Annotated in this window: 27 protein-coding genes and 1 riboswitch; of the genes, 5 read left to right on the forward strand and 22 right to left on the reverse strand. The window is 48.4% G+C overall.

The window, feature by feature from the left end:
• Positions 1-98 precede the first annotated feature (98 nt).
• The 3 genes from NSU00_RS08300 to NSU00_RS08310 form a co-directional block, all read right to left on the reverse strand.
• Positions 99-1376 carry a Glu/Leu/Phe/Val family dehydrogenase gene (locus NSU00_RS08300; RefSeq protein WP_035184678.1) on the reverse strand — a complete coding sequence of 426 codons (1278 nt, stop codon included), beginning with the start codon at positions 1374-1376 and terminating at the stop codon, positions 99-101.
• 97 nt (positions 1377-1473) lie between these two features.
• Complete coding sequence (locus NSU00_RS08305) at positions 1474-2019, reverse strand: adaptor protein MecA (protein ID WP_133536050.1); 546 nt, start codon at positions 2017-2019, stop codon at positions 1474-1476.
• Between the two features lie 59 nt (positions 2020-2078).
• Positions 2079-2858 carry a metallophosphoesterase gene (locus tag NSU00_RS08310; protein WP_133536048.1) on the reverse strand — a complete coding sequence of 260 codons (780 nt, stop codon included), beginning with the start codon at positions 2856-2858 and terminating at the stop codon, positions 2079-2081.
• Between the two features lie 176 nt (positions 2859-3034).
• On the opposite strand from NSU00_RS08310, the gene NSU00_RS08315 reads away from it, so the two are divergent.
• Genes NSU00_RS08315 through NSU00_RS08325 form a run of 3 tightly spaced genes read left to right on the forward strand, consistent with a single transcriptional unit; the run spans position 3035 to position 4112 of the window.
• Entirely contained in the window at positions 3035-3262 is a 228-nt protein-coding gene (locus NSU00_RS08315) for a spore coat associated protein CotJA (RefSeq protein WP_133536046.1), read from the forward strand.
• Positions 3259-3519 (forward strand): spore coat protein CotJB, encoded by a 261-nt coding sequence (locus NSU00_RS08320; protein ID WP_017553600.1) that lies wholly within the window; start codon positions 3259-3261, stop codon positions 3517-3519. The genes NSU00_RS08315 and NSU00_RS08320 overlap by 4 nt, the downstream gene beginning before the upstream one ends.
• A 23-nt stretch (positions 3520-3542) precedes the next feature.
• The gene (locus NSU00_RS08325; RefSeq protein ID WP_017553601.1) at positions 3543-4112 is read left to right on the forward strand and encodes a manganese catalase family protein; all 570 of its coding nucleotides are present in this window, start codon (positions 3543-3545) and stop codon (positions 4110-4112) included.
• A 65-nt stretch (positions 4113-4177) separates the two neighbouring features.
• Here NSU00_RS08325 and NSU00_RS08330 read toward each other — a convergent pair whose 3' ends face one another.
• The 5 genes from NSU00_RS08330 to NSU00_RS08350 all read right to left on the reverse strand — a co-directional run bounded on the left by NSU00_RS08330 (position 4178) and on the right by NSU00_RS08350 (position 8105).
• Complete coding sequence (locus NSU00_RS08330) at positions 4178-4624, reverse strand: YpbF family protein (protein ID WP_013859532.1); 447 nt, start codon at positions 4622-4624, stop codon at positions 4178-4180.
• Between the two features lie 133 nt (positions 4625-4757).
• Positions 4758-4997, reverse strand: coding sequence for a hypothetical protein (locus NSU00_RS08335; protein ID WP_014098133.1), 240 nt, complete (start codon positions 4995-4997; stop codon positions 4758-4760).
• 24 nt (positions 4998-5021) lie between these two features.
• The gene (locus tag NSU00_RS08340; RefSeq protein WP_013859534.1) at positions 5022-5600 is read right to left on the reverse strand and encodes a CPBP family intramembrane glutamic endopeptidase; all 579 of its coding nucleotides are present in this window, start codon (positions 5598-5600) and stop codon (positions 5022-5024) included.
• Positions 5573-7057, reverse strand: a complete 1485-nt coding sequence (locus tag NSU00_RS08345; RefSeq protein ID WP_340703595.1) for a RecQ family ATP-dependent DNA helicase — start codon at positions 7055-7057, stop codon at positions 5573-5575. The genes NSU00_RS08340 and NSU00_RS08345 overlap by 28 nt, the downstream gene beginning before the upstream one ends.
• Positions 7029-8105: a helix-turn-helix domain-containing protein gene (locus NSU00_RS08350; RefSeq protein ID WP_013859536.1), complete on the reverse strand. Its 1077-nt coding sequence runs from the start codon at positions 8103-8105 to the stop codon at positions 7029-7031. The genes NSU00_RS08345 and NSU00_RS08350 overlap by 29 nt, the downstream gene beginning before the upstream one ends.
• Before the next feature lie 266 nt (positions 8106-8371).
• Between NSU00_RS08350 and NSU00_RS08355 the strand changes: the two genes are divergently transcribed.
• Positions 8372-8620 carry a ferredoxin gene (locus NSU00_RS08355; RefSeq protein WP_013859537.1) on the forward strand — a complete coding sequence of 83 codons (249 nt, stop codon included), beginning with the start codon at positions 8372-8374 and terminating at the stop codon, positions 8618-8620.
• A gap of 31 nt (positions 8621-8651) precedes the next feature.
• Here NSU00_RS08355 and NSU00_RS08360 read toward each other — a convergent pair whose 3' ends face one another.
• The 13 genes from NSU00_RS08360 to NSU00_RS08420 form a co-directional block, all read right to left on the reverse strand.
• Positions 8652-9230: an ECF transporter S component gene (locus tag NSU00_RS08360; RefSeq protein WP_035188057.1), complete on the reverse strand. Its 579-nt coding sequence runs from the start codon at positions 9228-9230 to the stop codon at positions 8652-8654.
• 147 nt (positions 9231-9377) lie between these two features.
• A riboswitch (FMN riboswitch) is annotated at positions 9378-9513 on the reverse strand.
• 70 nt (positions 9514-9583) lie between these two features.
• Positions 9584-10300 carry a peptidoglycan DD-metalloendopeptidase family protein gene (locus NSU00_RS08365; protein ID WP_013859539.1) on the reverse strand — a complete coding sequence of 239 codons (717 nt, stop codon included), beginning with the start codon at positions 10298-10300 and terminating at the stop codon, positions 9584-9586.
• Positions 10301-10409: 109 nt separating this feature from the next.
• A complete protein-coding gene (locus tag NSU00_RS08370) occupies positions 10410-12179 on the reverse strand; it encodes an ATP-binding protein (RefSeq protein WP_013859540.1) in 1770 nt (589 codons plus the stop codon).
• On the reverse strand, positions 12176-12892 hold the full coding sequence (locus tag NSU00_RS08375; RefSeq protein WP_013859541.1) for a response regulator transcription factor: 717 nt from the start codon (positions 12890-12892) through the stop codon (positions 12176-12178). The genes NSU00_RS08370 and NSU00_RS08375 overlap by 4 nt, the downstream gene beginning before the upstream one ends.
• Positions 12893-13031: 139 nt before the next feature.
• A complete protein-coding gene (gene ccsB, locus NSU00_RS08380) occupies positions 13032-14234 on the reverse strand; it encodes a c-type cytochrome biogenesis protein CcsB (protein WP_026104801.1) in 1203 nt (400 codons plus the stop codon).
• Positions 14235-14277: 43 nt separating this feature from the next.
• Complete coding sequence (gene resB / locus NSU00_RS08385; RefSeq protein ID WP_340702681.1) at positions 14278-15918, reverse strand: cytochrome c biogenesis protein ResB; 1641 nt, start codon at positions 15916-15918, stop codon at positions 14278-14280.
• Between the two features lie 15 nt (positions 15919-15933).
• Positions 15934-16473: a thiol-disulfide oxidoreductase ResA gene (resA, locus tag NSU00_RS08390; RefSeq protein ID WP_017553609.1), complete on the reverse strand. Its 540-nt coding sequence runs from the start codon at positions 16471-16473 to the stop codon at positions 15934-15936.
• A gap of 117 nt (positions 16474-16590) precedes the next feature.
• The gene (locus tag NSU00_RS08395; RefSeq protein WP_019720474.1) at positions 16591-17328 is read right to left on the reverse strand and encodes a pseudouridine synthase; all 738 of its coding nucleotides are present in this window, start codon (positions 17326-17328) and stop codon (positions 16591-16593) included.
• Positions 17329-17459: 131 nt separating this feature from the next.
• Entirely contained in the window at positions 17460-17993 is a 534-nt protein-coding gene (locus NSU00_RS08400; protein WP_017553611.1) for a spore maturation protein, read from the reverse strand.
• Positions 17993-18583, reverse strand: coding sequence for a nucleoside recognition domain-containing protein (locus NSU00_RS08405; RefSeq protein ID WP_207368211.1), 591 nt, complete (start codon positions 18581-18583; stop codon positions 17993-17995). The genes NSU00_RS08400 and NSU00_RS08405 overlap by 1 nt, the downstream gene beginning before the upstream one ends.
• Positions 18576-19850, reverse strand: a complete 1275-nt coding sequence (locus tag NSU00_RS08410) for a D-alanyl-D-alanine carboxypeptidase family protein (protein WP_142236784.1) — start codon at positions 19848-19850, stop codon at positions 18576-18578. Before NSU00_RS08410 ends, NSU00_RS08405 begins: the two co-directional genes overlap by 8 nt.
• Entirely contained in the window at positions 19816-20418 is a 603-nt protein-coding gene (gene scpB / locus NSU00_RS08415) for an SMC-Scp complex subunit ScpB (RefSeq protein ID WP_013859549.1), read from the reverse strand. Before scpB ends, NSU00_RS08410 begins: the two co-directional genes overlap by 35 nt.
• 1 nt (position 20419) lies before the next feature.
• Complete coding sequence (locus tag NSU00_RS08420) at positions 20420-21163, reverse strand: segregation/condensation protein A (RefSeq protein WP_013859550.1); 744 nt, start codon at positions 21161-21163, stop codon at positions 20420-20422.
• Positions 21164-21319: 156 nt separating this feature from the next.
• On the opposite strand from NSU00_RS08420, the gene NSU00_RS08425 reads away from it, so the two are divergent.
• Complete coding sequence (locus NSU00_RS08425; protein ID WP_014098115.1) at positions 21320-21412, forward strand: YjcZ family sporulation protein; 93 nt, start codon at positions 21320-21322, stop codon at positions 21410-21412.
• Positions 21413-21484: 72 nt separating this feature from the next.
• On the opposite strand, the gene NSU00_RS08430 is transcribed toward NSU00_RS08425, so the two are convergent.
• Positions 21485-21844: a GNAT family N-acetyltransferase gene (locus NSU00_RS08430; protein ID WP_017553614.1), complete on the reverse strand. Its 360-nt coding sequence runs from the start codon at positions 21842-21844 to the stop codon at positions 21485-21487.
• Positions 21845-21851 lie beyond the last annotated feature (7 nt).

Raw genomic sequence — 21851 nt, forward strand, 5'->3', positions numbered from 1 at the left:
AATCTCCCACCGTGAACACGACAGGAGATTTCAGCCTTCTTCTTCTAAAACCTGTAAAGCCCCGTTTGCCGCCCGGCTGGAGCCGGCTTTCGGAAACTCTAAATCCAGCCTCTGAACCGCGAAGCTTCCGCCACTCTTCTTACACCGATCATATAAGCGGCAAGCCGCATGTTCACCCGGCGTGAGCGGGAAGTATTGTAGACCGTATTAAACGACTGGACAAGCACTTTTTCAAGTTTTTCTTCCACTTCTTCCTCCGTCCAGTAATACCCCTGGTTATTCTGTACCCATTCAAAATACGAAACCGTGACGCCCCCGGCAGATGCAAGCACATCCGGAACGAGCAGAATGCCGCGGTTGGTTAAAATTTCGGTTGCTTCAAGCGTTGTCGGGCCGTTTGCTGCTTCCACCACAATTTTCGCCCGGATATTATGGGCGTTTTCTTCTGTAATTTGGTTTTCAATGGCGGCCGGAACGAGAATATCGCAATCCAGTTCAAGCAATTCCTTGTTCGTAATCGTATTTTTAAACAGGGTTGTAACCGTCCCGAAACTGTCGCGGCGGTCGAGCAAATAGTCAATATCAAGGCCTTCCGGATCATGCAGCGCGCCGTATGCGTCGGATATGCCAATCACTTTTGCGCCCGCATCATGCATAAATTTTGCAAGGAAACTTCCGGCATTGCCGAACCCCTGAATGACAACCCTGGCGCCTTTTAAATCAATCCCTTTTTTTCTGGCCGCCTCGCGAATGCAGATGGTTACCCCTTTGGCCGTAGCGGATTCGCGGCCGTGCGAACCGCCAAGCACAAGCGGTTTTCCTGTGATAAAGCCCGGCGAATTAAATTCGTCGATCCGGCTGTATTCATCCATCATCCAGGCCATAATCTGCGAATTTGTAAACACGTCCGGTGCCGGAATGTCTTTCGTCGGACCGACAATCTGGCTGATCGCCCGGACATAGCCGCGGCTCAAATTCTCGAGCTCGCGGAAAGACATTTTCCGCGGATCGCAGATGATGCCGCCTTTTCCTCCCCCATACGGCAGATTCACAATGCCGCATTTTAGCGTCATCCATATAGACAAGGCTTTCACTTCATTTTCCGTCACATCCGGATGAAACCGGACGCCTCCTTTTGTCGGGCCGACAGCATCATTGTGCTGCGCGCGGTACCCCGTAAAAATCTTAACCGTACCATCATCCATTCTGACGGGAATTTTAACCGTTAACATACGGACCGGCTCTTTTAAAAGTTCGTATACTTCTTCAGGGTATCCAAGCTTTTCAAGAGCTTCGTGAATAATTGTCTGTGTCGATTTCAGCACATCTCGACTTGCTTCCATTGTTTGATGATCTGCGCCCTTTTCGGCTGCCATTATCGCAAACCTCCTAGATACGAAAGAAATATCTGCTATCAAATTTAGTATACAACGTTCCCCAGCAGATGAAAACCTGAAAAAACATGCCGGACGGTTACGGGAAATGCTTCAGGAGTTCCGCAAGTGCATTTTGCTCAAACACCGCGATCCCGTATTCCCGGACCATAAACGGGGAGATTTGCGCGCGCTCGCCGTATTCAAGAATAAGCGGCGCATTTTGGGTCCCCGGTTTTTGCAGCAAATAATACTGGTCTTCGAATATATAAAGGCTGCACGCGGAAATCCGGCCGATCTGGTTTAAAAAGCCCGCAAGCGCAATCATTTCCTCAATCGATGAAAAAAAGTAGGCTTCTTCCTGTTCCAAGTTTTCCGGGTCCGCCCATTCGCCCGGATCCGCGTCGTCCGCTTCCCCTACTGTCAGAATAAACACCAATTCCTGGACATTAAAGGAATAGATTTCAATGGTCAGCATGTCGCTTTCGCCGACATGGTAAGCCTGATCCGCCAACTCCAGCATTTCTTCAAATAAATGATTCCAAATGGGCGAGTCGAGATCGTTTTCCATAATACCGCGTTCCGATAACTCTTCAAACGTAATGGAGTATTTAATTTTATTGGATGAAATCCGTTCCAGCTTCATTGATTTCCGCCCCCTGCATACGGATCTTACCTTATCGTATGCGGGAGGGGAAAGATGGTTCATGATGGCCGCCTGTTGCTTTCGATCGTAATCAAATGGGCTTCCGGTTTTGCGCAAAGCCTGAGCGGAACAAGCGTCGTGCCGTAACCGTTGCTTATGAGATGGATAACATTGCGCACTTTTCTCACCCCGCCGCGCCTGTAGCGGCTGAGACCGAGAATGCGGATCTGCCCGCCGTGCGTATGGCCGCTCAGCATCACATCGATATCGTCCCATTCATGAAGCTGGTGGATCATTTTCGGGTTATGGCTGATTAAAATCCGGAGATCGTCCGGTTGCACCGATTGAAGCGCTTCATCAAGATTTTCATTTTCCGTCGTCAAATCATCCACGCCGATCAGCGCAATCCGTTTTTTTCCGTTTACGCATACAAAATCCGCCGCGTTGCGCAGCGTGCGGACGCCGGTTCTGGCAAAAACGGCCGCGAGCGCTTCGCCGTCCGCTTCATAATCATTATTTCCCCACACAAAAAATACCGGGCCAATTCTTTTCAGCAACCGCAAATTTTCTTCTGTTCTGGAAAGCGGAACCCCCTTTTCCAGCAAATCTCCCCCGATTACTGCAAACCGTGCTTTCCCTGTTGCCTCTTCCACCAGTCCGGGATCGATTTTGCGCCGGTGGATATCGGAAATAAAGAAAAAAGTGCACGGCTCCTCTCCGGCCGGATATTCATCAAGCAAAAACCGGTGCCGGACGAGCCGGTTTAACGATGCTTCATAGCGCATATACATCAATAAGACTATGCCAAGCAAAGAGGCAATCCATAAAAATGCAAACATATACGAGAGCTCCTGTTCCGCCGGGTCCTTGCCGGCACAAACGAAATTTTCTGCAATCCCTATTCGTATTATATCTTAATCACGCCAGATAGAAAGCATTCCGGCATTGTTTTTGACATAGCGGGAGAGAACCGCGCATAAAATGAAAAAGACTTTTAAATGTCAGGAGGACTGAGATGAAAAGCCATTATAAAACGTATCATCCCTTTATCGGGCCGTTTGACCCCTGCCCGCCGATAACTGAAAAAGTGTATTCCACCCCGCCGAATTTGTATTTAGGGTTCCAGCCCCCGAACCTTCCGCAATTTTCGCCGCAGGAAGCGTTGAGGCGCGGGACGCTCTGGAGGCCGCTTTATGACCCGTATTACAGCCCTTATGAACGGGCAAAGGAGGAAAACGATTGAAGCAGCTGCCAAAAGAGTATTATACAAGGCTTGAAGAACTGCAGGCCCTTGATTTTGCAATTGTGGAACTGAACCTTTATTTGGATACCCATCCCGATGATCAGGCAGCGATCGAACAGTATAACACTTTTGTCCATGCCAGGAAAAAAGTCAAAAGAGCATTTGAAAAACAGTTCGGGCCGCTGACAAACTTCGGGCACAGCTATTCGCCAACGCCTTTCCAGTGGAAAGAGCCGCCGTGGCCATGGCAGGTATAAGCAAATAAAGGGGGAAACCGTTCATGTGGATCTATGAGAAAAAATTGCAATATCCCGTCCGGGTCTCAAGCTGTAACCCGAGACTTGCGAAACTTTTAATCGAACAATACGGCGGAGCGGACGGAGAGCTTGCGGCAGCGCTCCGGTATTTGAACCAGCGCTACACCATCCCGGATAAAGTGATGGGGCTTTTAAATGATATCGGTACGGAAGAACTGGCCCATCTTGAGATGATTGCGACGATGGTCTTAAAATTAACAAAAGATGCCACGCCGGACCAATTGATTGCTGCCGGCCTTGACGCGCATTATGTGGACCATGATAAGGCACTGCATTACCATAATGCCGCAGGGGCCCCATGGACAGCCACCTATATCCAGGCAAAAGGGGACCCGATTGCCGACATCTATGAAGACATTGCCGCCGAAGAAAAAGCGCGGGCTACGTATCAATGGATCATCAATTTAAGTGACGACCCCGACCTAAATGACGGGCTCCGCTTTTTAAGGGAGCGGGAGATTATCCACTCGCAGCGGTTCCGCGAAGCCGCGCAAATTTTAATGGAAGAAAGAGGCAGGAAAAAAATTTTTTAGAAGATGCCGGGGCATCTTCTTTTTTTCGGCGGCTTTGAGTCCCCGTGCCTGTTTCCGGTGAATGGCTACTTGTTCTCGTGGTATAAATTAATATCAAACTCTTTTTGCATCATTTCGAATACAAGGTGGCGGTCCTTCCAGCTTTCCCCTTTCCATAAATCCTTGCTTTTATCAATAATTTCACAGCGGAGCGCATGGAATTCTTTTTCAGCCTTTTCCCGCTTGTCAAACAAGATTTTACTCATGCCCCAAAACGCGGCGGCCAAGAGCAGGAAAAACAGCTGAAACGGGCTTTCTGAAATGCCGGAGAAAACAGAGAACATGGAATCGGCATTTTCAAAAGAACGGTAAACATAGTAAGCCCATGCGCATGTGTAGAGCATGCTTGTCCAAAGAAAAACAAGATGCCGCATCCGAAGCCGGTCAAATTTTTTTTTGCGTTTGACGACACCCTGTAACATCTGCTTTGTCGCCGCATCTGTCCCTTTTAGCCCGGTGATGGACGGCTCCATATTGATCCCTCCCTCACTCTACTATATGCTGCAGGAGGCTGATCCATGACAAGCAGGCAGCTTGCCCTGTCCTGAAAATTTGCGCCTGCAGATTTTTCCCTTCTTGCGGCGCCATTTATCGCGGCATGGGCGTCTATCTGAAAAACAAAAAAGTATAACAGATGTAAACGGCAATCGGCACTAAAATAAAAATGACAGCCAACAGGTTCACAAGCGGCAACCTGGAACGGGATTCCTTTTCGGTACTTTTCCGCTTTTCCGCCCGCGAAACGGCCGCCGCCGTTTGTTTCTCCGTTTTTTCCTTTGCTTTGCCGGCCGGTTCAAGCTTTTGCCGCCGTTTTTCCATTTCAATGATATATTTTTCGTCTGACATGGCTTCCCCTTCCCCACATCCGGACTAAATCCCCTGTTTTTTGATGCGGATGCCTAGTAAACAATCGATTGTAAAATGCATGATGATGACTGCCGGAAGATTTTCATGAGAAAGCGCATAAACGGCACCAATCCAAAAACTTAAAAGCAGCACATTCGCAATCAAATACCAGTGGCCAAAATACCGGATATGCATGAGTGCAAAAATAAGGCTTGCTGCCGGCAATCCAAAATGCGTCTGGATGACGCCCCGGAACAAGAGCTCTTCCGCCACCGCGATCAGCGCCGTTAAAGCAATAATGTCCGAAATTGAACGGGATTTAAAAATCCGCTCATTCACGCCCCCGTCATCATAATACGCTTTCGGGAGCCATTTCATGAGCAAAGTATCCGCCGCAACGACAGCGGCTCCGTTTAATAAACCATATGTACATTTCGCAAATGACAAGTGAAAGTGCTGAAAAAATGCTTCGCCATCCGGAAATAACAGAAATCCGAGCAAAGCGGCAGCAAACAGGAGAATCAGCTGCGTCAAAATTAAGTGAAAAGTAAGTTCCCGGTCTGTGAGTTCCTTGATCAAATCCGCCTGTTTTCTTCGCGCCATTTCTGTTCCCCTTTTCTGAATAGATCCTGCAAAAACAATTCCCATGCAGGAACGGTTTCCAGGGTGCCCCCGCTTTTTTGATTGCTTTCATATAAGGCTGTTTCAAGGCCGCAAATGTCACAGCACGCTTCATTGCCTGCAGCGGGCGGTTCACCGAAATACCGTAAAATTTCCGAGCGGCGGCATGACGAAGACCGGACCATCTGCACCATTTCCTTTAACTTCCTTCGCTTGTACGCCATCCGCTCGTCCCGGATGGCTGCAACCTCCCGGATCCATGCTTCTTCCGGCAGGTTAAGCGCTCTGTGGTGCGCTAGGAACCGGAGTTGCGGTTCCGTGCATCCGAGCAGCGCCCCGGCTTCCTTCAGATCCCCTTTCCATCTGCTGAAAGCGGCCAATTGTGCGTCAGTCGGAAGTTCAGCCTCGATTAGCTGGAGAGGGAGCCGTTCATCCCCTTCCGTATACAAAAGGACGGCAATGCTCGGGAGCCCGTCCCGCCCGGCTCTGCCGATTTCCTGCAGATAGGCTTCCATCTGCAACGGCAGGTGAAAATGGATGACAAAGCGGATATCTGCTTTGTCCACCCCCATGCCAAACGCGCTTGTCGCACAAATGATCCCGATCTGTCCGTAAATAAACTGCTGCTGGATCAAAATTCTTTGCTCCTGGTCAATGCCGCTGTGATAGGCGGCTGCTTCGGCGATTCCCTCCTGCCTTAACCGCGCCGCCATTTCCTCAGCCGCCTTTTTGCTTGAAAAATAGATGATACCGGGCTTCTGCAAGTTTTTCGCATAGGCAACTAGTTTTTCCTCTTTTTCGCGGTATGAAGGAATCCGGTCTATTTTAATGGCGATATTGGGCCTGTTGACAGAATAAATAAACCGGTTTGGGTCTTTTAAGCCGAGATACTTGCAAATATCGTCCCTCACCTGTTCTGTTGCTGTCGCAGTCAGGGCGAGAGTAAGCGGTGTGCCCAACTGTTTTCGGACTTCGCCAAGGTTTAAGTATTCCGGCCTGAAATCATGGCCCCATTGGGAAATACAATGCGCTTCATCGACTGCAAAGAGCGCAGTCCGGATTTGTTTTAATTTTCCGAGGACATGGCGGTTGTGCAGCATCTCCGGCGAAACAAAGATAAATTTGAAAGCACCCAGATGTGCAAGGGCGGCTTCCCGCTCCGGACCGGTTAAAAATGAATTTAACGCCACCACACTTTTTTCGCCGCGCATTTTCATCTGCTCTGTCTGGTCCTGCATGAGCGATAAAAGCGGGGAAACGATGACGCAGGATCCGTCCAGCAAATAGGCAGGCAACTGGTAGCATAAAGATTTTCCGGTACCGGTCGCAAGCATCGCCAGTGTATCTTTGCCGTCCAGCAGTGAACGGATGACTTCTTCCTGCCCCGCCCGGAATGCGCTGAAGCCGAATTTACTTTTCAAAAAGCTTAAAAGATCCACTGCGGCCCATCCTTTCTGCCAGTACAAGGCGAATATGGAAATACGGGACATCCCCTACTTTTTCTTTAATCGGTTTTAATTTCTTCGTATTTAAATCAGCGGCTGCCCGGATGATCTTTTGTTCTTCATCCTTTGGCACATACCGATTCAGCGGAAAATCCGGGACCGTTAACGCGATTTCAATCAGATGGTCTTCAATTGTGCTTTGCTTTAACCCTCTCAGCGTGCTGATTTCCGCAATCGTTTTCCCTTGCTTCAAGAAGCCGAATGTCACCGAGGCAGACCGGGTCAGCGGCAGGGCCTTTTGCACATCATGAAGCATTTGGTATAAATACCAGAATGTTTCAGGATCTCCCAGGATGCGCCGGACCATAAAATGAAGCAAATGCAAATATCGATACCAGTACTCTACAGGATCAAGGTGCAGGGCGGAGGCAGCCTGCGTGATTGTATATCCGATCCGGCCCGCACCCGTCAACCGGAGGACAAAAATTTCAGGCTTTTCCGGCGGGCTGCCGGAAAACAGGCTGTAAAATTCACGATACAGATGCTCTGCTAAAGCAGTCCGGCTTTTTGCATGCTGTTTCAGCCAGTTTTTTGCCCAAGCCTGTAGAGCCGGGTCCCTTTGAACCGGATAATATACTTTATTTCCATACACTAAGTTGGATACGGCCTGGGTGATGAGGTTCAGCCTTTTCCAAAACAGATTTGCCGAATCCTGGTATTTCAAGCCGTCCAGGTAAGGAAACCGTTCTTCCATCCTGCCGGTTGCCAAAAGCAGGGCAGCACCTTTTTCTGTGACCACGCAGGCATCCGGGCCGCTTTTTTGCAGCAACCCGGCCTTTAAAAGGGCCTCTACTTCGCGTGTGAAAGCCTCACGGGAAATAAATGGAAACGTTTGAAAGAGCCTGCCAATCTTGAAAAAATGGGAATCCTGGATCGTCTGTGCTGATTTTTTGCCGTTTAATAGATGAAAAACAGCATAAGGGGTGCGTTCTCCATTCAGGTTGCTGAAGCAATCCAGCAATACAGCCTGTAAAAAAGGCATCTGAATCCTCTCCTGTTCTTTAGCTGAAAAAAGGGGAAAGTGCAAGGAAAAATCGGGGGTTGGTTCTATTTTAACATGGAAACCGGCGATTTGTTTACCATTTTTTTCATTGATTCGACAGGTTTCACGAACTCCGCGGAGCCCGCTATTGAAATAAGAAAAAAAGAGTTTTAAAATGAAGGAGAAACATCGGCATGCCTCCTTGCGCATTACGAGGCTGCCCGTTTTTCTTTTCTGCCGTGATTGAACAGCGAGGAGGAATCAAAATGGCAAAGTTTACAATCGTAGACAAAGATACATGCATCGCTTGCGGCGCTTGTTCCGCCAGCGCTCCTGATATTTTCGACTATGATGATGAAGGGCTCTCTTTCGTCATTTTGGATGATAATAAAGGCATTGCGGAAGTCCCGGAAATATTGGAAGATGACCTGATGGATGCCTTTGAAGGATGCCCGACAGAATCGATTAAAGTTTCCGACAAGCCTTTTGATGGCGATCCGTTAAAATACGAATGAAAAAAAGCAGGCCGTTTGAGCCTGCTTTTTTTCATATTCTTTTTCCCCCAATGGCGGATGCTTTGTCAATCCAGTTTTTCATTTTTGTAAACATGAGCATAAACAAAACCGTCACGATGAGGCCTTTCACAAGATTAAAAGGCAGCACGCCCGCCACAATATACGCTTTTACATTCCCGACCGAAAAGTTCATGAAGTACAGGTAAGCCGGTAAAATGACGAAATAATTTAAAATGCTCATACATACCGACATGGATACCGTGCCAGTGACTAGACCTACAGTCATGCCCTTTTTTGTCCGCATCCGTTTGTAAATGAGATATGTCGGCAGGACGAACAGCATCCCTGCAAAAAAGTTTGCCACATTTCCGATCGGTACCCCTGCTTCACTGCCGAGCGATAAATAATTCAGGATATTTTTGATCAGTTCCGCTACAACAGAAGCCATTGGCCCGTAAAGAAGGGCTGCCACCAATACCGGAATGTCGCTGAAATCCACTGTTAAAAACGATGGAAAAGGCGGAACCGGAAATTTAATAAACATCAGCATAAAAGCCAGAGCACTGAGCAACGCGACCGCAACGAATTGCTTTACATCCCATTTCTTCATTTAAACTTCCTCTCTCCTTGTGACCGATTTATCATCAAAGGAAGAAAGGTGCCGCGGACCAAAATGAAAAGCCCCTAACAAAATGTCGGGGGCTTTGTAATAGGCGAGTCCAAATAAGCGTTTAACACGTCATTAAACACTGGCAACCTTTATCTTCTCCCATCCAGACTATACTGTCGGTTTTGGAATTGCACCAAATCCTGCCGGAAATCCGGCTCGCGGACTGAAAGGCAACTGCCTTATCACCGCCGGTCGGGAATCTCACCCAGCCCCGAAGATAAATCGTATGAAATTTTTATTACAAGCTTATTATACATGCCGGCTGCCATTTTGTGAAGCATTCCGCACCACTTTCATTCATTTTTTATTTTCAGCACCTGGCCGGCCATAATCCGGTCCGACCGCAATTTGTTCCAGCTTTTCAGCCTGCCCACGCTCGTATGAAAATGGAGGGCAATGTTCCAGAGCGTGTCGCCTTTTTTCACAGTGTAAGCTCCAGGCTGAGGGACGGCGGAAGCATCAAAAACCCCGTAAGGATCATGGGCATTGGCGGAAACCGTCTGGCCCGGCGCGCCTGGTCCGAAGATCAAAAACGGGTCAATGGCGTTTTTCTTATCCGGCGTCCATGGCCCGTTATGCACTTCAAAATGAAGATGGATACCAGTTGAATGGCCGGTCGAACCCATATAGCCGACCACCTTTCCTTTTTCAACATGCTGCCCCGCTCTGACTGCCCTTCCGGCAAGATGGGCGTAAACCGTTTCATAACCGGACGGATGGCGGATAAAAACAACATGGCCGTAGGATGCGGACAAATAGGAACGGGTAACGGTACCTTCTTGGGCGCTGAATATTTTTGCGCGGTATCTTCCGGCAATATCAAGCCCTTTATGTGTGCCGTATCTTGTGTTAAATGTGTCGGAGATCGTCCCTGCCGCCGGAAAAATCCAGTCTTTTGTCGCTTCATGGATAACCGACCCGGATGCGGCCACGTCATTTGCCGAACAGGCAAACCCCAGGCATGCAGCTGTCAATGAAACGAAAAGGCATATTTTGATGTATGCCGGCAATTGATCCACCCCATTTTCATTTTTTCAATTCCGTTTCAAGCAAAGCCATCTTCTAAGATGCGCAAAAAAACGGGAAAATATACAAAAAAAGGCAGACCCGGCGCAAAGGTCAGCCTTTTTTTGGAAGGAAAAATGAAAAAGTGGTCCCTTCCCCTAATTTGCTTTTGACAAAGATCCGGCCACCATGCCCTTCGACAATGTTTTTGGCAATCGCAAGGCCCAGCCCTGTTCCCGATTTGCCGCGTGTCCTTGCTTTATCCGCTTTGTAAAAGCGTTCAAATACAAACGGCAAATCCTCATCCGGAATACCGGATCCGTTGTCTTCGACGTGTACATATACGCCGCCGGGTGCTTCTTCCTCTTTTACTTTGACGTAACCGTTCGGGGAAGTATGCCGGAGGGCGTTATCAATTAAATTCGTCAGCACCTGTTCAATCCTGTCGGCATCGATTTCAAGGGTGAGATCGCTGTCCGAAGTCTCGCAAACGAGGCCGATTCCTTTTTCTTTCGCGATGCCGTTAAATTTATGTGTCACTCTTTCGATGAAACTGTTGAATGAGACCGGCTCCATTCTGAACGAAAAATGCCCTGCTTCCATTCTTGCCAGATCGAGCAGCTCATTGACAAGCCGGCCAATCCTGAGCGTTTCATCGTAAATGATTTTGGCAAATTCTTTCTTTTCTTCTTCACTTGCCGCAATATCATCAATGATTGCTTCGCTGTATCCCTGCAGCATGGCAACCGGCGTCCGCAATTCGTGCGAAACGTTTGCGATAAAATCATCGCGCAGCTTGTCCAGCTTCCGTTCTTCCGTCATATCGCGGATAATGGTGACAACGCCGCGGATACGGGACAAATTATAAAGCGGGCTTGCAATCATGACATAGTACCGGCCGTTGATTTCAATTTCATCCGTCTGTTCTTTCTCCGTTTCGACCACTTTCGCAAGCAACGCGGACAGCCCTTCAGGAAGCGGGGCGTCTTTTGCAGCCTGGTTATGATACCAGTTTTGAAGAAACATCTCAGCCGGCGGGTTCATGATTAAAATGGCGCCGTCCCGGTTAAAGGTCAAAACACCGTCGGCCATGCTGCTTAAAATATTCCGCAGCTGCTCTTTTTCCTGCTTTAAGGCGTCCATATTAAATTTAAGCTGTCGCCCCATCGTATTAAAAGCGGTCGCCAGTTCCCCGATTTCATCACGGGTTAAAATCGGCACCTTTTTGTCAAAACGCCCTTTTGCCACTTCAAAAGCCGCTTCCCGCATTTTATGCAATGGCCCGCCAATCCTTTTTGAAAGGAAGAAAGCAAAACCGGTCGTTAAAATAATGGCAATGCCCGCACCGAGCAAAATGATTTTTGTCGTTTGCCTCGTCATTTCCTGGAGCACTTCCAATGACTGGTAAACAAATACCGCGCCCGGTTCTTCCCCCTTCACATGAAGCGGGACGGCCGTCACAATCACATGATGGTACTTATTGCGGGAAGACCCGCCGGAAGGGGTTAACTCTTTGATCACTTTCTTCTTTTCGCTAAACACTTTGGACAACTGCTTATCCCTTAAAATCGACGCGTACGGGATCCCTTTATATGATTTGGAACCGGACGGATAAAAGATATCATTTTTGCGGTAAACGATCATCACTTTCTCGTTTTGGTCCAGAACGCCGAGGGCAATTTCTTTCCCGATCTTTCCACTTGGGTGCTCCTCCATAACTCTCGAGATTTTTTGCGCCGTATTGGACAAATCCTGCTCAATCTGATTGATATGGTATTCTTCAAAAAACTTGAGCAACAGTACCGTCAGGATGAGCAAGACGCAGGCAACCATCAGCAGAATGGTCATCCACAGTTTCCCGACAACCGTCCGCCAAATTCTCATTCCGGCGCAACCTCAAATTTATACCCGACGCCCCAGACGGTAACGATCATTTTAGCCGCGTTTTCGCTCACTTTATTCAATTTTTCCCGCAAGCGTTTGACATGCGTATCCACCGTACGGAGATCGCCGAAAAATTCATAATGCCATACTTCTTTTAAAAGCTGTTCGCGGTCAAACACTTTATCCGGAGATTTAGCGAGAAAATAAAGCAGCTCATACTCTTTCGGGGTCAGATTGACTTCTTTTCCGTCCGCTGTGACGCGGTGGGCATCATTGTCGATGGTAATATGTGGGAAAACGACAATGTCTCTTGCTTTCGTATCCGCGTTTAAGAAACCCGTTTGCAGCGACCGGCGGAGCAGGGCTTTCACCCGCAGCACCACTTCGCGCGGGCTGAACGGTTTTACAATATAATCATCCGCGCCGACTTCAAATCCTTCCACCCTGTTGGCTTCTTCGCCTTTGGCCGTCAGCATGATCACGGGCGTCATTTTCTTTTCGTGCAATTCCTGGCACACTTCAATGCCGTCTTTGCCCGGCATCATAATATCGAGCAAAATGCAGCTGTAGTCTTTTTCAAGCGCCATTTTCAAAGCGGTATCGCCGTCTTCCGCTTCATCAATCATGTAATTTTCCCTTTCCAAATACATTCGTAACAGGCGCCGGATCCTTTCTTCATCATCAACCACTAAAATTTTTACATCCTCATCCATGGCTATTCCTCCTCAGTCAATATCAGCCGCCTGCCCGGGCAAGATACATCCGCCGGTAAAATCCTTGCGGGTCCATGCAAGCCCCCGCATTACCGGGTGGGCCCTCCCGGGGGTGCGCAGGATTCAAAAGCTTACAAAATCAGGCATACGAATGCAGCCCGGCAATGACAAGATTTACTGCAATCAGGTTAAACAGAATAATGGCAAAGCCAATGACGGCCAGCCAGGCGGATTTTTCACCTTGCCAGCCTCTTGACATGCGCAAATGGAGAAAGGCGGCATAAAACAGCCACGTAACCAGTGCCCACACTTCTTTCGGGTCCCAGCTCCAAAATTTGCTCCAGGCAATTTGTGCCCAGATCATCGCAAAGATTAACGCGCCGAGTGTGAACACCGGAAATCCGATCAATACCGAGCGGTAGCCGATCTCATCCATTAAATCTAAATTTAGATTTTTGGTGAGCGGTTTTAACAGCGCGCCGATCCGCTTTCTGGCCGCCAACCGGACCAGCGCGTAAAGAATCATGCCGCTGAAAACAGACCAGAGGACCGTGTTCAGTTTGACGGCATTGATAAAGGCCGGCACGTAAAACCACGGCTTCATTCTCCCGGCTGTTAAAATTTCCCCGTCATGCGGCCCGATAACAGCCGGCATATGGTAGACGAGGGCATTTTCCCCCGTGTTTTTTGCCCCGTTGCGGTCAATCCAGCTGAAATCCACTTTGTAATGAAACAAGCCGAAAGCGGATTTTGCAACAATAAAACCGGCGATGCAAATTAAACAAAGCATAACAAATTCCAGCCAAAAAGTCTGCCAGTTTGATTTTTGCTGATCGGTGCTTTTCACAAGGTAAATCAGCCCGGCAGCAAAACTGACAGCAAGAATGGCCTCCCCGGCAGCCGCCGTTGTCACATGAATCTGCAGCCAATAGCTCCTAAGAGACGGCACGAGCGGATTGATGTCTTTCGGGAACATGCTTGCATAGGCAATCAAAAGAAGCGCAACCGGCAAAGCAAACAGCCCGAGCACCGCACTCCTGTAAAGAAAATAAATGACCATAAAGGCTCCAACAAGCATCATACCAAAAAAAGTAGTGAATTCAAATAAATTACTTACAGGGGCATGCCCGGATGCTATCCACCTTGTAATAAAATAACCAGCCTGGCAAATAAACCCTGCAGCCGTTGCGAAGATCGCAAAATTTCCCCACTTCGTTTTTTGCGGCCCGGCGCCGCCTGCCTGTCCCTTTTTCGGCGTGCGGATCGCGCCGCCGAACAGTAAAGTGCCGGTTAAATACAAAAGGAATGCGGCGAACAACAACCGGCTGCTTGTTTCGACCAGATTTTCCAATTTTCCCCCTCCTCATCCGATTGCACTTGTCTGTTTAAGCTGTATGGGCCTGTTGCGGATTCTTCCTTTCTTTTCTGTCAACAAGCGCTGGCATGCCGGATGCGCTGAGCACCCATTCCAGCTCCCTTTTCAGCCCGTACCAGTTTTTATTTGTATGGGCTGCCAAAAGCACGGCGCCTTTCTCCCGCTTCAGCCAAAAACGGCGGTGGTTCCAGTACGCGCCCTGAATGACCCCGATCATAAAGATCGCGCCGCCAACGGCCAGCACCCAGAGCGTCTCGTCTTTTCTTACGGCCAAAGCAGAAACATTCCGTGTTTCAAGCCCAGCAAAAGCCAACTTGTAGTCATTTTTTCCGAGCGGTTCTACGGTCTGGCGGATGGCAACAAAGCTTTTTTCCCCTTTCGGATGCTCCGGCGAAATTAAGCTGAAAAGAAAAGCAGGATTGTTTGGAATATACGAATCCGTTTGCGGCTCCCCGTTTTTGGCAAACCCCGTAAACGAAGGATAGTAGCCGAGCAGCTTGACTTTATAGCCGTTTCCGAGCGGGTATTCCGCCTTTGGATGGTACAGGTCAATTTTAAGTTTGCCGTATATTTTTTTATCCGACTTCTTCTCAAAAGCAAAAGACATCGCCTGGAATTCATCCAGCTTGTAATCCATTTGATATACGGCGTAATGCCCGAATTTCAAAGGCTTATTGACCTGGATGCGGTAGGATTTCACTTTTTTAAGCGGAGCATCTTCCCCTAAAACGCGCTTTTTCCCCTGCTTGTAAAGCACGGCATCCGTCTCAAAATTTTTCGCAACATTGCCGGCCTTATTCAGTGCCGGTTCAAAATTTTGATTGTCTTTCTTGCTGTAAACTTGCAGCTTGAATTGCTTGTTCAGCAGTACATACTGCCCGTTTGTGCCGGGGAGCACCGCTTTTTCTCCTTCCCTCACCCAGACCAATTCATCGACATACATGCCGGGAATAAAGCGGAGCATAGAGCCGCAAAGAAAGATGATCAATCCGATATGGTTGACGTACGGCCCCCAGCGGGAAAACCGGTTTTTCTCGGCAAATAAGTTCCCGCCTTCTTCACGGATTTTATAATGCTTCTCTTCAAGCCGGCGTTTGACCTGTGCATATGACGCATCATCGATGGCCCCTTCCTTTTTCACGTAAAGGCGCTGCCGCTTCAGAAACCCTTCGTGGCGCGCCGCTTTCTGGTTTGAAAGGGCGCGGCGCAGCGGGAGAAAGCGGTCAAGGCTGCAAATGACGAGCGAAACGCCGATCAGGGCAATTAAAAGCAGATACCACCAGGAATTGTACAGGTCATCAAATCCGAGCGTATACCAGAGCTTGCCGAACCAGCCGTACTGATCCTCGTAATAATCGGACGGGTCGGCATTGGAAGGGATATAGCCTGCCTGGGGCAGCACGGTGCCTAGGGCTGACGCAATTAACGTCAGGACAATCAGCCAGACGCCGGTTTTTACGGACGAAAAAAAATTCCAGATTTTATCCACCGGCGTTTTTTTATACACTTGCGACCTGCGCGCGCTCCCTTCATACCGCATATCATGGAGAACTGCCGCCTCCGCTTCTGCTGTCAGCGCTTTCCCGCACGACTCGCACAAAACGGTCCCGGGAGGATTCACATGTCCGCACTCACATTTTATATCCTTCATTGTCTCTCTCCTCGGTTATGGTTTGATCATATCCATCATGTCCTGAATGTCTTTTTTGGAGAGGTTTTGGTTTCCAATGATCACTTTTTTGACTTTCCCGTCCGGCCCGATCAAAAAGGTTGTCGGAAGGGGGTCGATGTGATACGCATGCTGGACATCACCGTTTTTATCAATCAGCACCGGGAACGTAAGCCCGTACTGTTTCACGAATTCGTCCACAAGAAAGCGCGTATTTTTTACGTGGACGGCAAGAATTTCCACGCCTTTTGGTTTATAGGACGAATAGAGTTCATTCATATAAGGCATTTCTTTCTTGCACGGCTCGCACCATGTCCCCCAAAAATTCAAAAGGACGCCTTTCCCTTTATAATCGGACAACCGGTACGTTTTCCCATTCAAATCTTTCAGGATAAAATCAGGGGCCTTATCCCCCGCTGCAAGCGCTCCCTGCGACTCCTTCGTCGCATTTGCATACAGTGTGTAACCGACAGCCAATATCAGAACAGCGAGAATCGAGGCGCGGAAAATGAGGCGTTTCTGTTTCGTTTGTGACATTGCTCCTCCCCCTGTCCAAAAGTGTCACACAACTCTCATACATTATAACATTTTTCTGTCCTTTTTCGCTTTTTTTTGAAGTTTTTGTGAACAAAATAAGCCTCTTCACTTGAGCTTTTATTTACGGGAGGCGCCTCCGTTTTCGGCAAGGGATCTTAACGTCTTAACTTCATGCGGGGTGAGTTCCCTTTTTTCGCCCGCGTTTAATCCTTTTAGTGTCAGCATGCCGTATGCTTCGCGCCGCAGTTTTTCAACCGGGTAGCCGAGATATTCGAACATGCGCCTGACCTGCCTGTTTCTGCCTTCATGGATCGTAAGCTGGACGATCGCTTTCTTTTTCCGTTTGTCCATGGACAACAGTTTTGCCCTGGCAGGCGCAGTCATGCCGTCCTTTAGCCGGATCCCTTTTTCCAGCTGCTTTAATTCCTGCCTGGATGGAATGCCGGAAAGCCTTGCGATATACGTTTTGTCGATTTCAAAACGCGGATGCATCAGAAGGTTTGCAAATTCACCGTCATTGGTGACTACCAAAAGGCCCGACGTGTCGTAGTCGAGCCGGCCGACCGGATAAACCCTTGCGCCCGCATCGCGGAAATAGTCGCTTACCGTTTTTCTCCCTTTGTCATCGCTGACAGCGGAAATCACCCCTCTTGGTTTATAAAAAAGGTAATATACTTTTTCTTCACGCTCAAGCGGAATGCCTTCCACTTCAATTTTATCCGCTTGGGACACTTTTGTCCCCAGCGTTCTGACCATCTCCCCGTTCACTTTCACTTTCCCTTCCAGTATCAGCTGCTCCGCTTTTCTCCGGGATGTGACACCGGCCTGTGCGATCACTTTTTGCAAACGTTCCATCCGTTACACCTCAATTTGTTTTGCTTAAACTATCCTTTAAGCATTATGGCATAACGGCAATGAAAAGCAAAGCCTGACGAAGCGCACAAGCACCCTGAAATGGCGGATAAACCGTTTTTTCTTTCGCCGCGTCAGAATAACAAGAGCACCATGAAAATTGCGATCATAATCCCGAACAGATCGGCGAGCAGCCCGACCTTTAAGGCATCCCCCATTTTCCGGATGCCGACCGCCCCGAAATAAACGGTTACGACATAAAGGGTGGTATCCGTGCTGCCCTGGATGACGGATGCCATTCTCCCGATCAGCGAGTCCGGCCCGTATGTTTTGACGAGATCCGCCATAAGGGCTAGGGCGGCATTGCCGGAAACCGGCCGGATCAAAGCAAGCGGCACGACTTCGGAAGGGATACCGAGCAAATGCAGGGCCGGTTTTAAAAATCCGACAAAAAAATCGAGCGCGCCTGATGCCCTGAAAATCGTGATTGAGACAAGCATGCCGACTAAAAAAGGGATAATCGAAAAGGCAATTTTAATGCCTTCCTTGCCGCCTTCCACAAATGTTTCGTAAGCCGGCACTTTTTTCCATGCGCTGTAAAGCAGAATAAATCCGACCATTGCCGGAATCAGCCAAATTGAAATCAGTGAGATCCATTTCAAAAACATCACTTCCTCCGTTTCGTCCGCCGGTGGTAAAAATAGCGGTCAATGCAAATGGCGGCAATGGTCGTTGCAAAAGTGGCGATACAGGTTGGCGCCACAATCTCGGTCGGATGCGCAGAACCTGCATTCAGGCGGATGGCAATCACCGTTGCCGGAATAAGCGTGAGCCCGGATGTGTTTAAGGCAAGGAACGTGATCATCGAGCGGCTTGCTTCCGGTTTCCTTCCGTTCAGTTCGTGCAGCTGCTCCATCGCTTTAATGCCAAGCGGGGTGGCGGCATTTCCGAGCCCGAACATATTGGCAATCATATTGGAGAGGATGTAGCCGATTGCCGGATGGTTGTCCGGCACATCCGGAAACAATTTTTTGATCACCGGCCGGAACAGGCGGGAAAGTTTCGAAAGGAGGCCTGAAACTTCCGCAATCTTCATCATCCCGAGCCAGAAAACAAGGACGCTAATCAGGCCGATGCTGATCGAGACCGCATCACGCGCGGATGTAAAAATCGCCTCGTTCACCGCCTGCATCTTCCCGTTTACCGCCGCAAAAACAAGCCCAATCACGGCCATGCCGATCCAAATATAATTAACCATTGTTTTTCAGCCCCAATTGGATCCAAAATGTCTCCTCGAACAGTTCAAGCCATGTTTCTTTCTCTTTAACCGGCGTTTTCTGATAATAAATAGGCGTGCTTGCGATCACTTTTTCGTTCAAATAAACAATCGCCCTTCCGACGGTCTCCGGCACTCTTTCCGGGTCTTTCCACGAACTTTCAGGCTTTTTGATCCGGTATTCGACTTTTACGGCGTCTTCTTCTCCGGCTTTAAGCGGGTAGACGATATCCCGTTTCACATAAACATGCTGTTTCAAATATTTCGTGCGGACGGCGGCAACCGGCCCCTCTTCCACAATCCGTTTCCTGTCATACTGGCGGAAACCGTACTCATACATCGCAATATGGTCATCCCAGTCATCCGAATCGTTCAGGGTAACGGCGATAAGATTTTCGCCTCCTTTTGTCGCCGTTGTCACAAGTGTCCGCTTGGCCACTTTCGTATAACCGGTTTTCCCACCCGTACAATACCGGTACTTTTCAGTCAGCAGCCGGTTTTTGTTCCGCCAGCCTTTGTAAAATTTCGTGCCGGTGATTTTCCGGAACTGTTTGTTTTGCATCGCGTACTTCATTAACAGCGCCATATCATAAGCGGTCGAATAATGGCGGCCGTTCGGGTCTTCAAGGCCGTTCGGGTTGGCAAAATGGGTGTCATGCATGCCGATCTCTTTCGCTTTTTCGTTCATCATAAAAACAAAACCTTCTATGCTGCCCCCGACATTTTCGGCAATCACATTGGCGGCGTCATTTCCCGACCGGAGCATGAGCCCGTAAACAAGATCCTTTATTTCCCACTTGTCTCCCGGTTTCAAATACAATGATGACCCCTCGGTACGTACGGCACGGTCCGAAACGACAGCCTCCTTGTTCATTTTTCCCGATTCAATGGCCACTAGCGCCGTCATGATTTTCGTAATCGAGGCAATGCTTCTCGGTTCGTATGCATCTTTTTCGTACAAAACCCGCCCTGTATCCTGGTCCATTAATATCGCGCTTTTTGCCTGCACGGACGGCGCAGCAGCCGCTCTTGGCGGAAGGGCCGAAAAAATTAGCACCGCAAGCGCCGCATATAGGAAATACCGTTTCATAAAGAAGCTCCTTTTTTCAGCTTTTCCAAACCGCGTTTTGTACAAGTTTATGCACGGAACAGGAAGAAATAACCGGAATATGCGGAAGACGAAAAAAGCCTGCACCAGTTTGGGCAAGCTTTCTTCACGGCGAAAATCCGTTTTCGCCTTTTTCTTCATGGAATTTTTCAAAAAACAGATCTGCTTCTTCCTGCGAAAATTCATCTTCCGGCTGTTCGGGAAACGGCGGCAGTTCTTTTAAACTTTTCAGCCCGAAATGGTCAAGAAATTCTTTGGTCGTACCGTAAAGGATCGCCCGCCCGGCACCTTCCTGCCTGCCGACTTCCTGGATCAGCCCTTTTGCCATCAGCGTCTGCAGCGGCCTTTCTGTTTTTACACCACGGATTTCTTCGATTTCAATTCTTGTAATCGGTTGTTTATAGGAGATGATCGCCAGTGTTTCAAGTGCCGCCTGCGATAATGTATTCGTATTCGGCGATTCGACCAGTTTTTTCAAATACGGCGCATGCTCTTTTTTGGTTGCCAGCTGGTACGTGCCTGCCAGTTCAACGAGCGTGATGCCGCGATCCGGGTCGTTTTCGTACTGTTCTTTTAAATTCTTTAAAATTTCAACTGCTTCAAACTCTTCAATTTCCATTACATGGGAAATTTGTTTCAGGGAAAGCCCCTCGTCCCCTGCTACAAACAACAGGCTTTCAAGGATGCCTCTCCAATGGACGATTTCCATATCAATCCCCCTCTTTCCTTACAACGGTAATGTCGCCGAAATTTTCTTCCTGTACCGCCATAATTTGATGGCGCTTGATCAGTTCCAGAACAGCCAAAAAAGTTACGACAATTTGTTCTTTATCATGAAAAGAGAATAAGTCGTAAAATTGGACGCTTCCCGGCGCCGTTTCCAGCTGTTTTAAAATTTCAGCCATTCTTTCTTCGATCGAGATTTCCTGCCGTGTGATTTTGGTAAACAGCGGTTTTTGCAATTTTTTTCTGCGCAAAAGTTTATTTAACGCGCCGATCATATCATAGATCGTCACATTGGCGCCGATTTTTTTTCCATCTGCGTCCGGCGCAAACGCCGACAAATCGCTCGGCGGCTTGGTGAAGATTTCGTTGCGGCCGGCTTCAAGGCGTTTGAATGTGCCGGCTGCTTCCTTGTATTTTTTGTATTCCAGGAGGCGCTCGACAAGTTGTTCGCGCGGGTCTTCTTCCACCGTATAATCTTCATCCGGTTCGGACGGCTCCTGTTTTGGCAAAAGCATTTTGCTTTTGATCGCCAAAAGTGTGGCCGCCATCACAAGATACTCGCTCGCGACGTCCAGTTCAAGCTCTTTCATTGTATGGATGTAATCCAAATACTGCTCGGTAATTTCAGCCACCGGAATATCGTAAATGTCGATTTCAAGCTGGTGGATCAGATGCAAAAGCAGATCGAGCGGCCCTTCAAACGCACCGATTTTCACTTTATATTCCATAAAATTGTACACCGTTCCTTTTTCAAAACGTCAAAATAAGTATAGCCTGAAACGTATGCATCTCCAATCAAAAGCGCGCAGATGGGCAGGAGTCCATACATGTTCCGGCGCGCCTACATAGTATACCATGTAATGACTGTTGAGGGAGGGGTTATCATGGCTGACGGTTTTGGCTGGGGCAGCGGATTTGCGTTAATTGTCGTGCTTTTTATTTTGTTGATCATTGTCGGCAGTGCGTATATCTGGTAAAACCGTAAAAAGGGCCTCCGGGATCAAGCCGGCAGGTCCTTTTTGCCGTATTCGAAATAAAAGAAGACCCGGTCAGGACGGGTCTTCTTTTTCAGCACACTTATGGAAGAAGTCAACAATGTATTTATTCGGAACCACTTCTTTTCCTTCATACATTTGTTTTAAAGCCTTGACCATGCTTTTCCCGATTCCCTGGTCGCGATAAGAGGGATTGACGGAAATATGCTGGATTTCCACTTTGTCCCCATCCAGCACTACCCCGATCAGGCCGACAATGTCATCATCCTCTTTCCATAAAAAAAGCTGCCAGTTGTCCTCTGTTTCGTACAATTGCTTTGTTTGCTGCAGCTTTTTCAAATCTTTTTCATCTGGCATAAAGGACAACAGGCCCATGGCAATTTTATCGAAAGATTTTTTATACCGAATTAACATACTGAAT

The sequence above is a fragment of the Weizmannia sp. FSL W8-0401 genome (genome assembly GCF_038009125.1).
In the GTDB taxonomy this organism is placed as follows: domain Bacteria; phylum Bacillota; class Bacilli; order Bacillales; family Bacillaceae_C; genus Weizmannia; species Weizmannia coagulans.

Coding starts and splice junctions, on each gene's coding strand:
- NSU00_RS08420 (WP_013859550.1), bottom strand. CDS start 21,163: ATGGAATATAAAGTGAAAATCGGTGCGTTTGAAGGGCCGCTCGATCTG.
- NSU00_RS08340 (WP_013859534.1), bottom strand. CDS start 5,600: ATGGCGCGAAGAAAACAGGCGGATTTGATCAAGGAACTCACAGACCGG.
- NSU00_RS08425 (WP_014098115.1), top strand. CDS start 21,320: ATGGCTGACGGTTTTGGCTGGGGCAGCGGATTTGCGTTAATTGTCGTG.
- NSU00_RS08430 (WP_017553614.1), bottom strand. CDS start 21,844: ATGTTAATTCGGTATAAAAAATCTTTCGATAAAATTGCCATGGGCCTG.
- scpB (WP_013859549.1), bottom strand. CDS start 20,418: ATGGAAATCGTCCATTGGAGAGGCATCCTTGAAAGCCTGTTGTTTGTA.
- NSU00_RS08330 (WP_013859532.1), bottom strand. CDS start 4,624: ATGGAGCCGTCCATCACCGGGCTAAAAGGGACAGATGCGGCGACAAAG.
- resA (WP_017553609.1), bottom strand. CDS start 16,473: ATGTCACAAACGAAACAGAAACGCCTCATTTTCCGCGCCTCGATTCTC.
- NSU00_RS08410 (WP_142236784.1), bottom strand. CDS start 19,850: ATGAAGAAAAAGGCGAAAACGGATTTTCGCCGTGAAGAAAGCTTGCCC.
- NSU00_RS08350 (WP_013859536.1), bottom strand. CDS start 8,105: ATGCCTTTTTTACAGGCTGTATTGCTGGATTGCTTCAGCAACCTGAAT.
- NSU00_RS08395 (WP_019720474.1), bottom strand. CDS start 17,328: ATGGAACGTTTGCAAAAAGTGATCGCACAGGCCGGTGTCACATCCCGG.
- NSU00_RS08405 (WP_207368211.1), bottom strand. CDS start 18,583: ATGGTTAATTATATTTGGATCGGCATGGCCGTGATTGGGCTTGTTTTT.
- NSU00_RS08355 (WP_013859537.1), top strand. CDS start 8,372: ATGGCAAAGTTTACAATCGTAGACAAAGATACATGCATCGCTTGCGGC.
- NSU00_RS08400 (WP_017553611.1), bottom strand. CDS start 17,993: ATGTTTTTGAAATGGATCTCACTGATTTCAATTTGGCTGATTCCGGCA.
- NSU00_RS08325 (WP_017553601.1), top strand. CDS start 3,543: ATGTGGATCTATGAGAAAAAATTGCAATATCCCGTCCGGGTCTCAAGC.
- NSU00_RS08300 (WP_035184678.1), bottom strand. CDS start 1,376: ATGGCAGCCGAAAAGGGCGCAGATCATCAAACAATGGAAGCAAGTCGA.
- NSU00_RS08315 (WP_133536046.1), top strand. CDS start 3,035: ATGAAAAGCCATTATAAAACGTATCATCCCTTTATCGGGCCGTTTGAC.
- NSU00_RS08335 (WP_014098133.1), bottom strand. CDS start 4,997: ATGTCAGACGAAAAATATATCATTGAAATGGAAAAACGGCGGCAAAAG.
- NSU00_RS08305 (WP_133536050.1), bottom strand. CDS start 2,019: ATGAAGCTGGAACGGATTTCATCCAATAAAATTAAATACTCCATTACG.
- NSU00_RS08360 (WP_035188057.1), bottom strand. CDS start 9,230: ATGAAGAAATGGGATGTAAAGCAATTCGTTGCGGTCGCGTTGCTCAGT.
- NSU00_RS08375 (WP_013859541.1), bottom strand. CDS start 12,892: ATGGATGAGGATGTAAAAATTTTAGTGGTTGATGATGAAGAAAGGATC.
- NSU00_RS08310 (WP_133536048.1), bottom strand. CDS start 2,858: ATGTTTGCATTTTTATGGATTGCCTCTTTGCTTGGCATAGTCTTATTG.
- resB (WP_340702681.1), bottom strand. CDS start 15,918: ATGAAGGATATAAAATGTGAGTGCGGACATGTGAATCCTCCCGGGACC.
- NSU00_RS08370 (WP_013859540.1), bottom strand. CDS start 12,179: ATGAGAATTTGGCGGACGGTTGTCGGGAAACTGTGGATGACCATTCTG.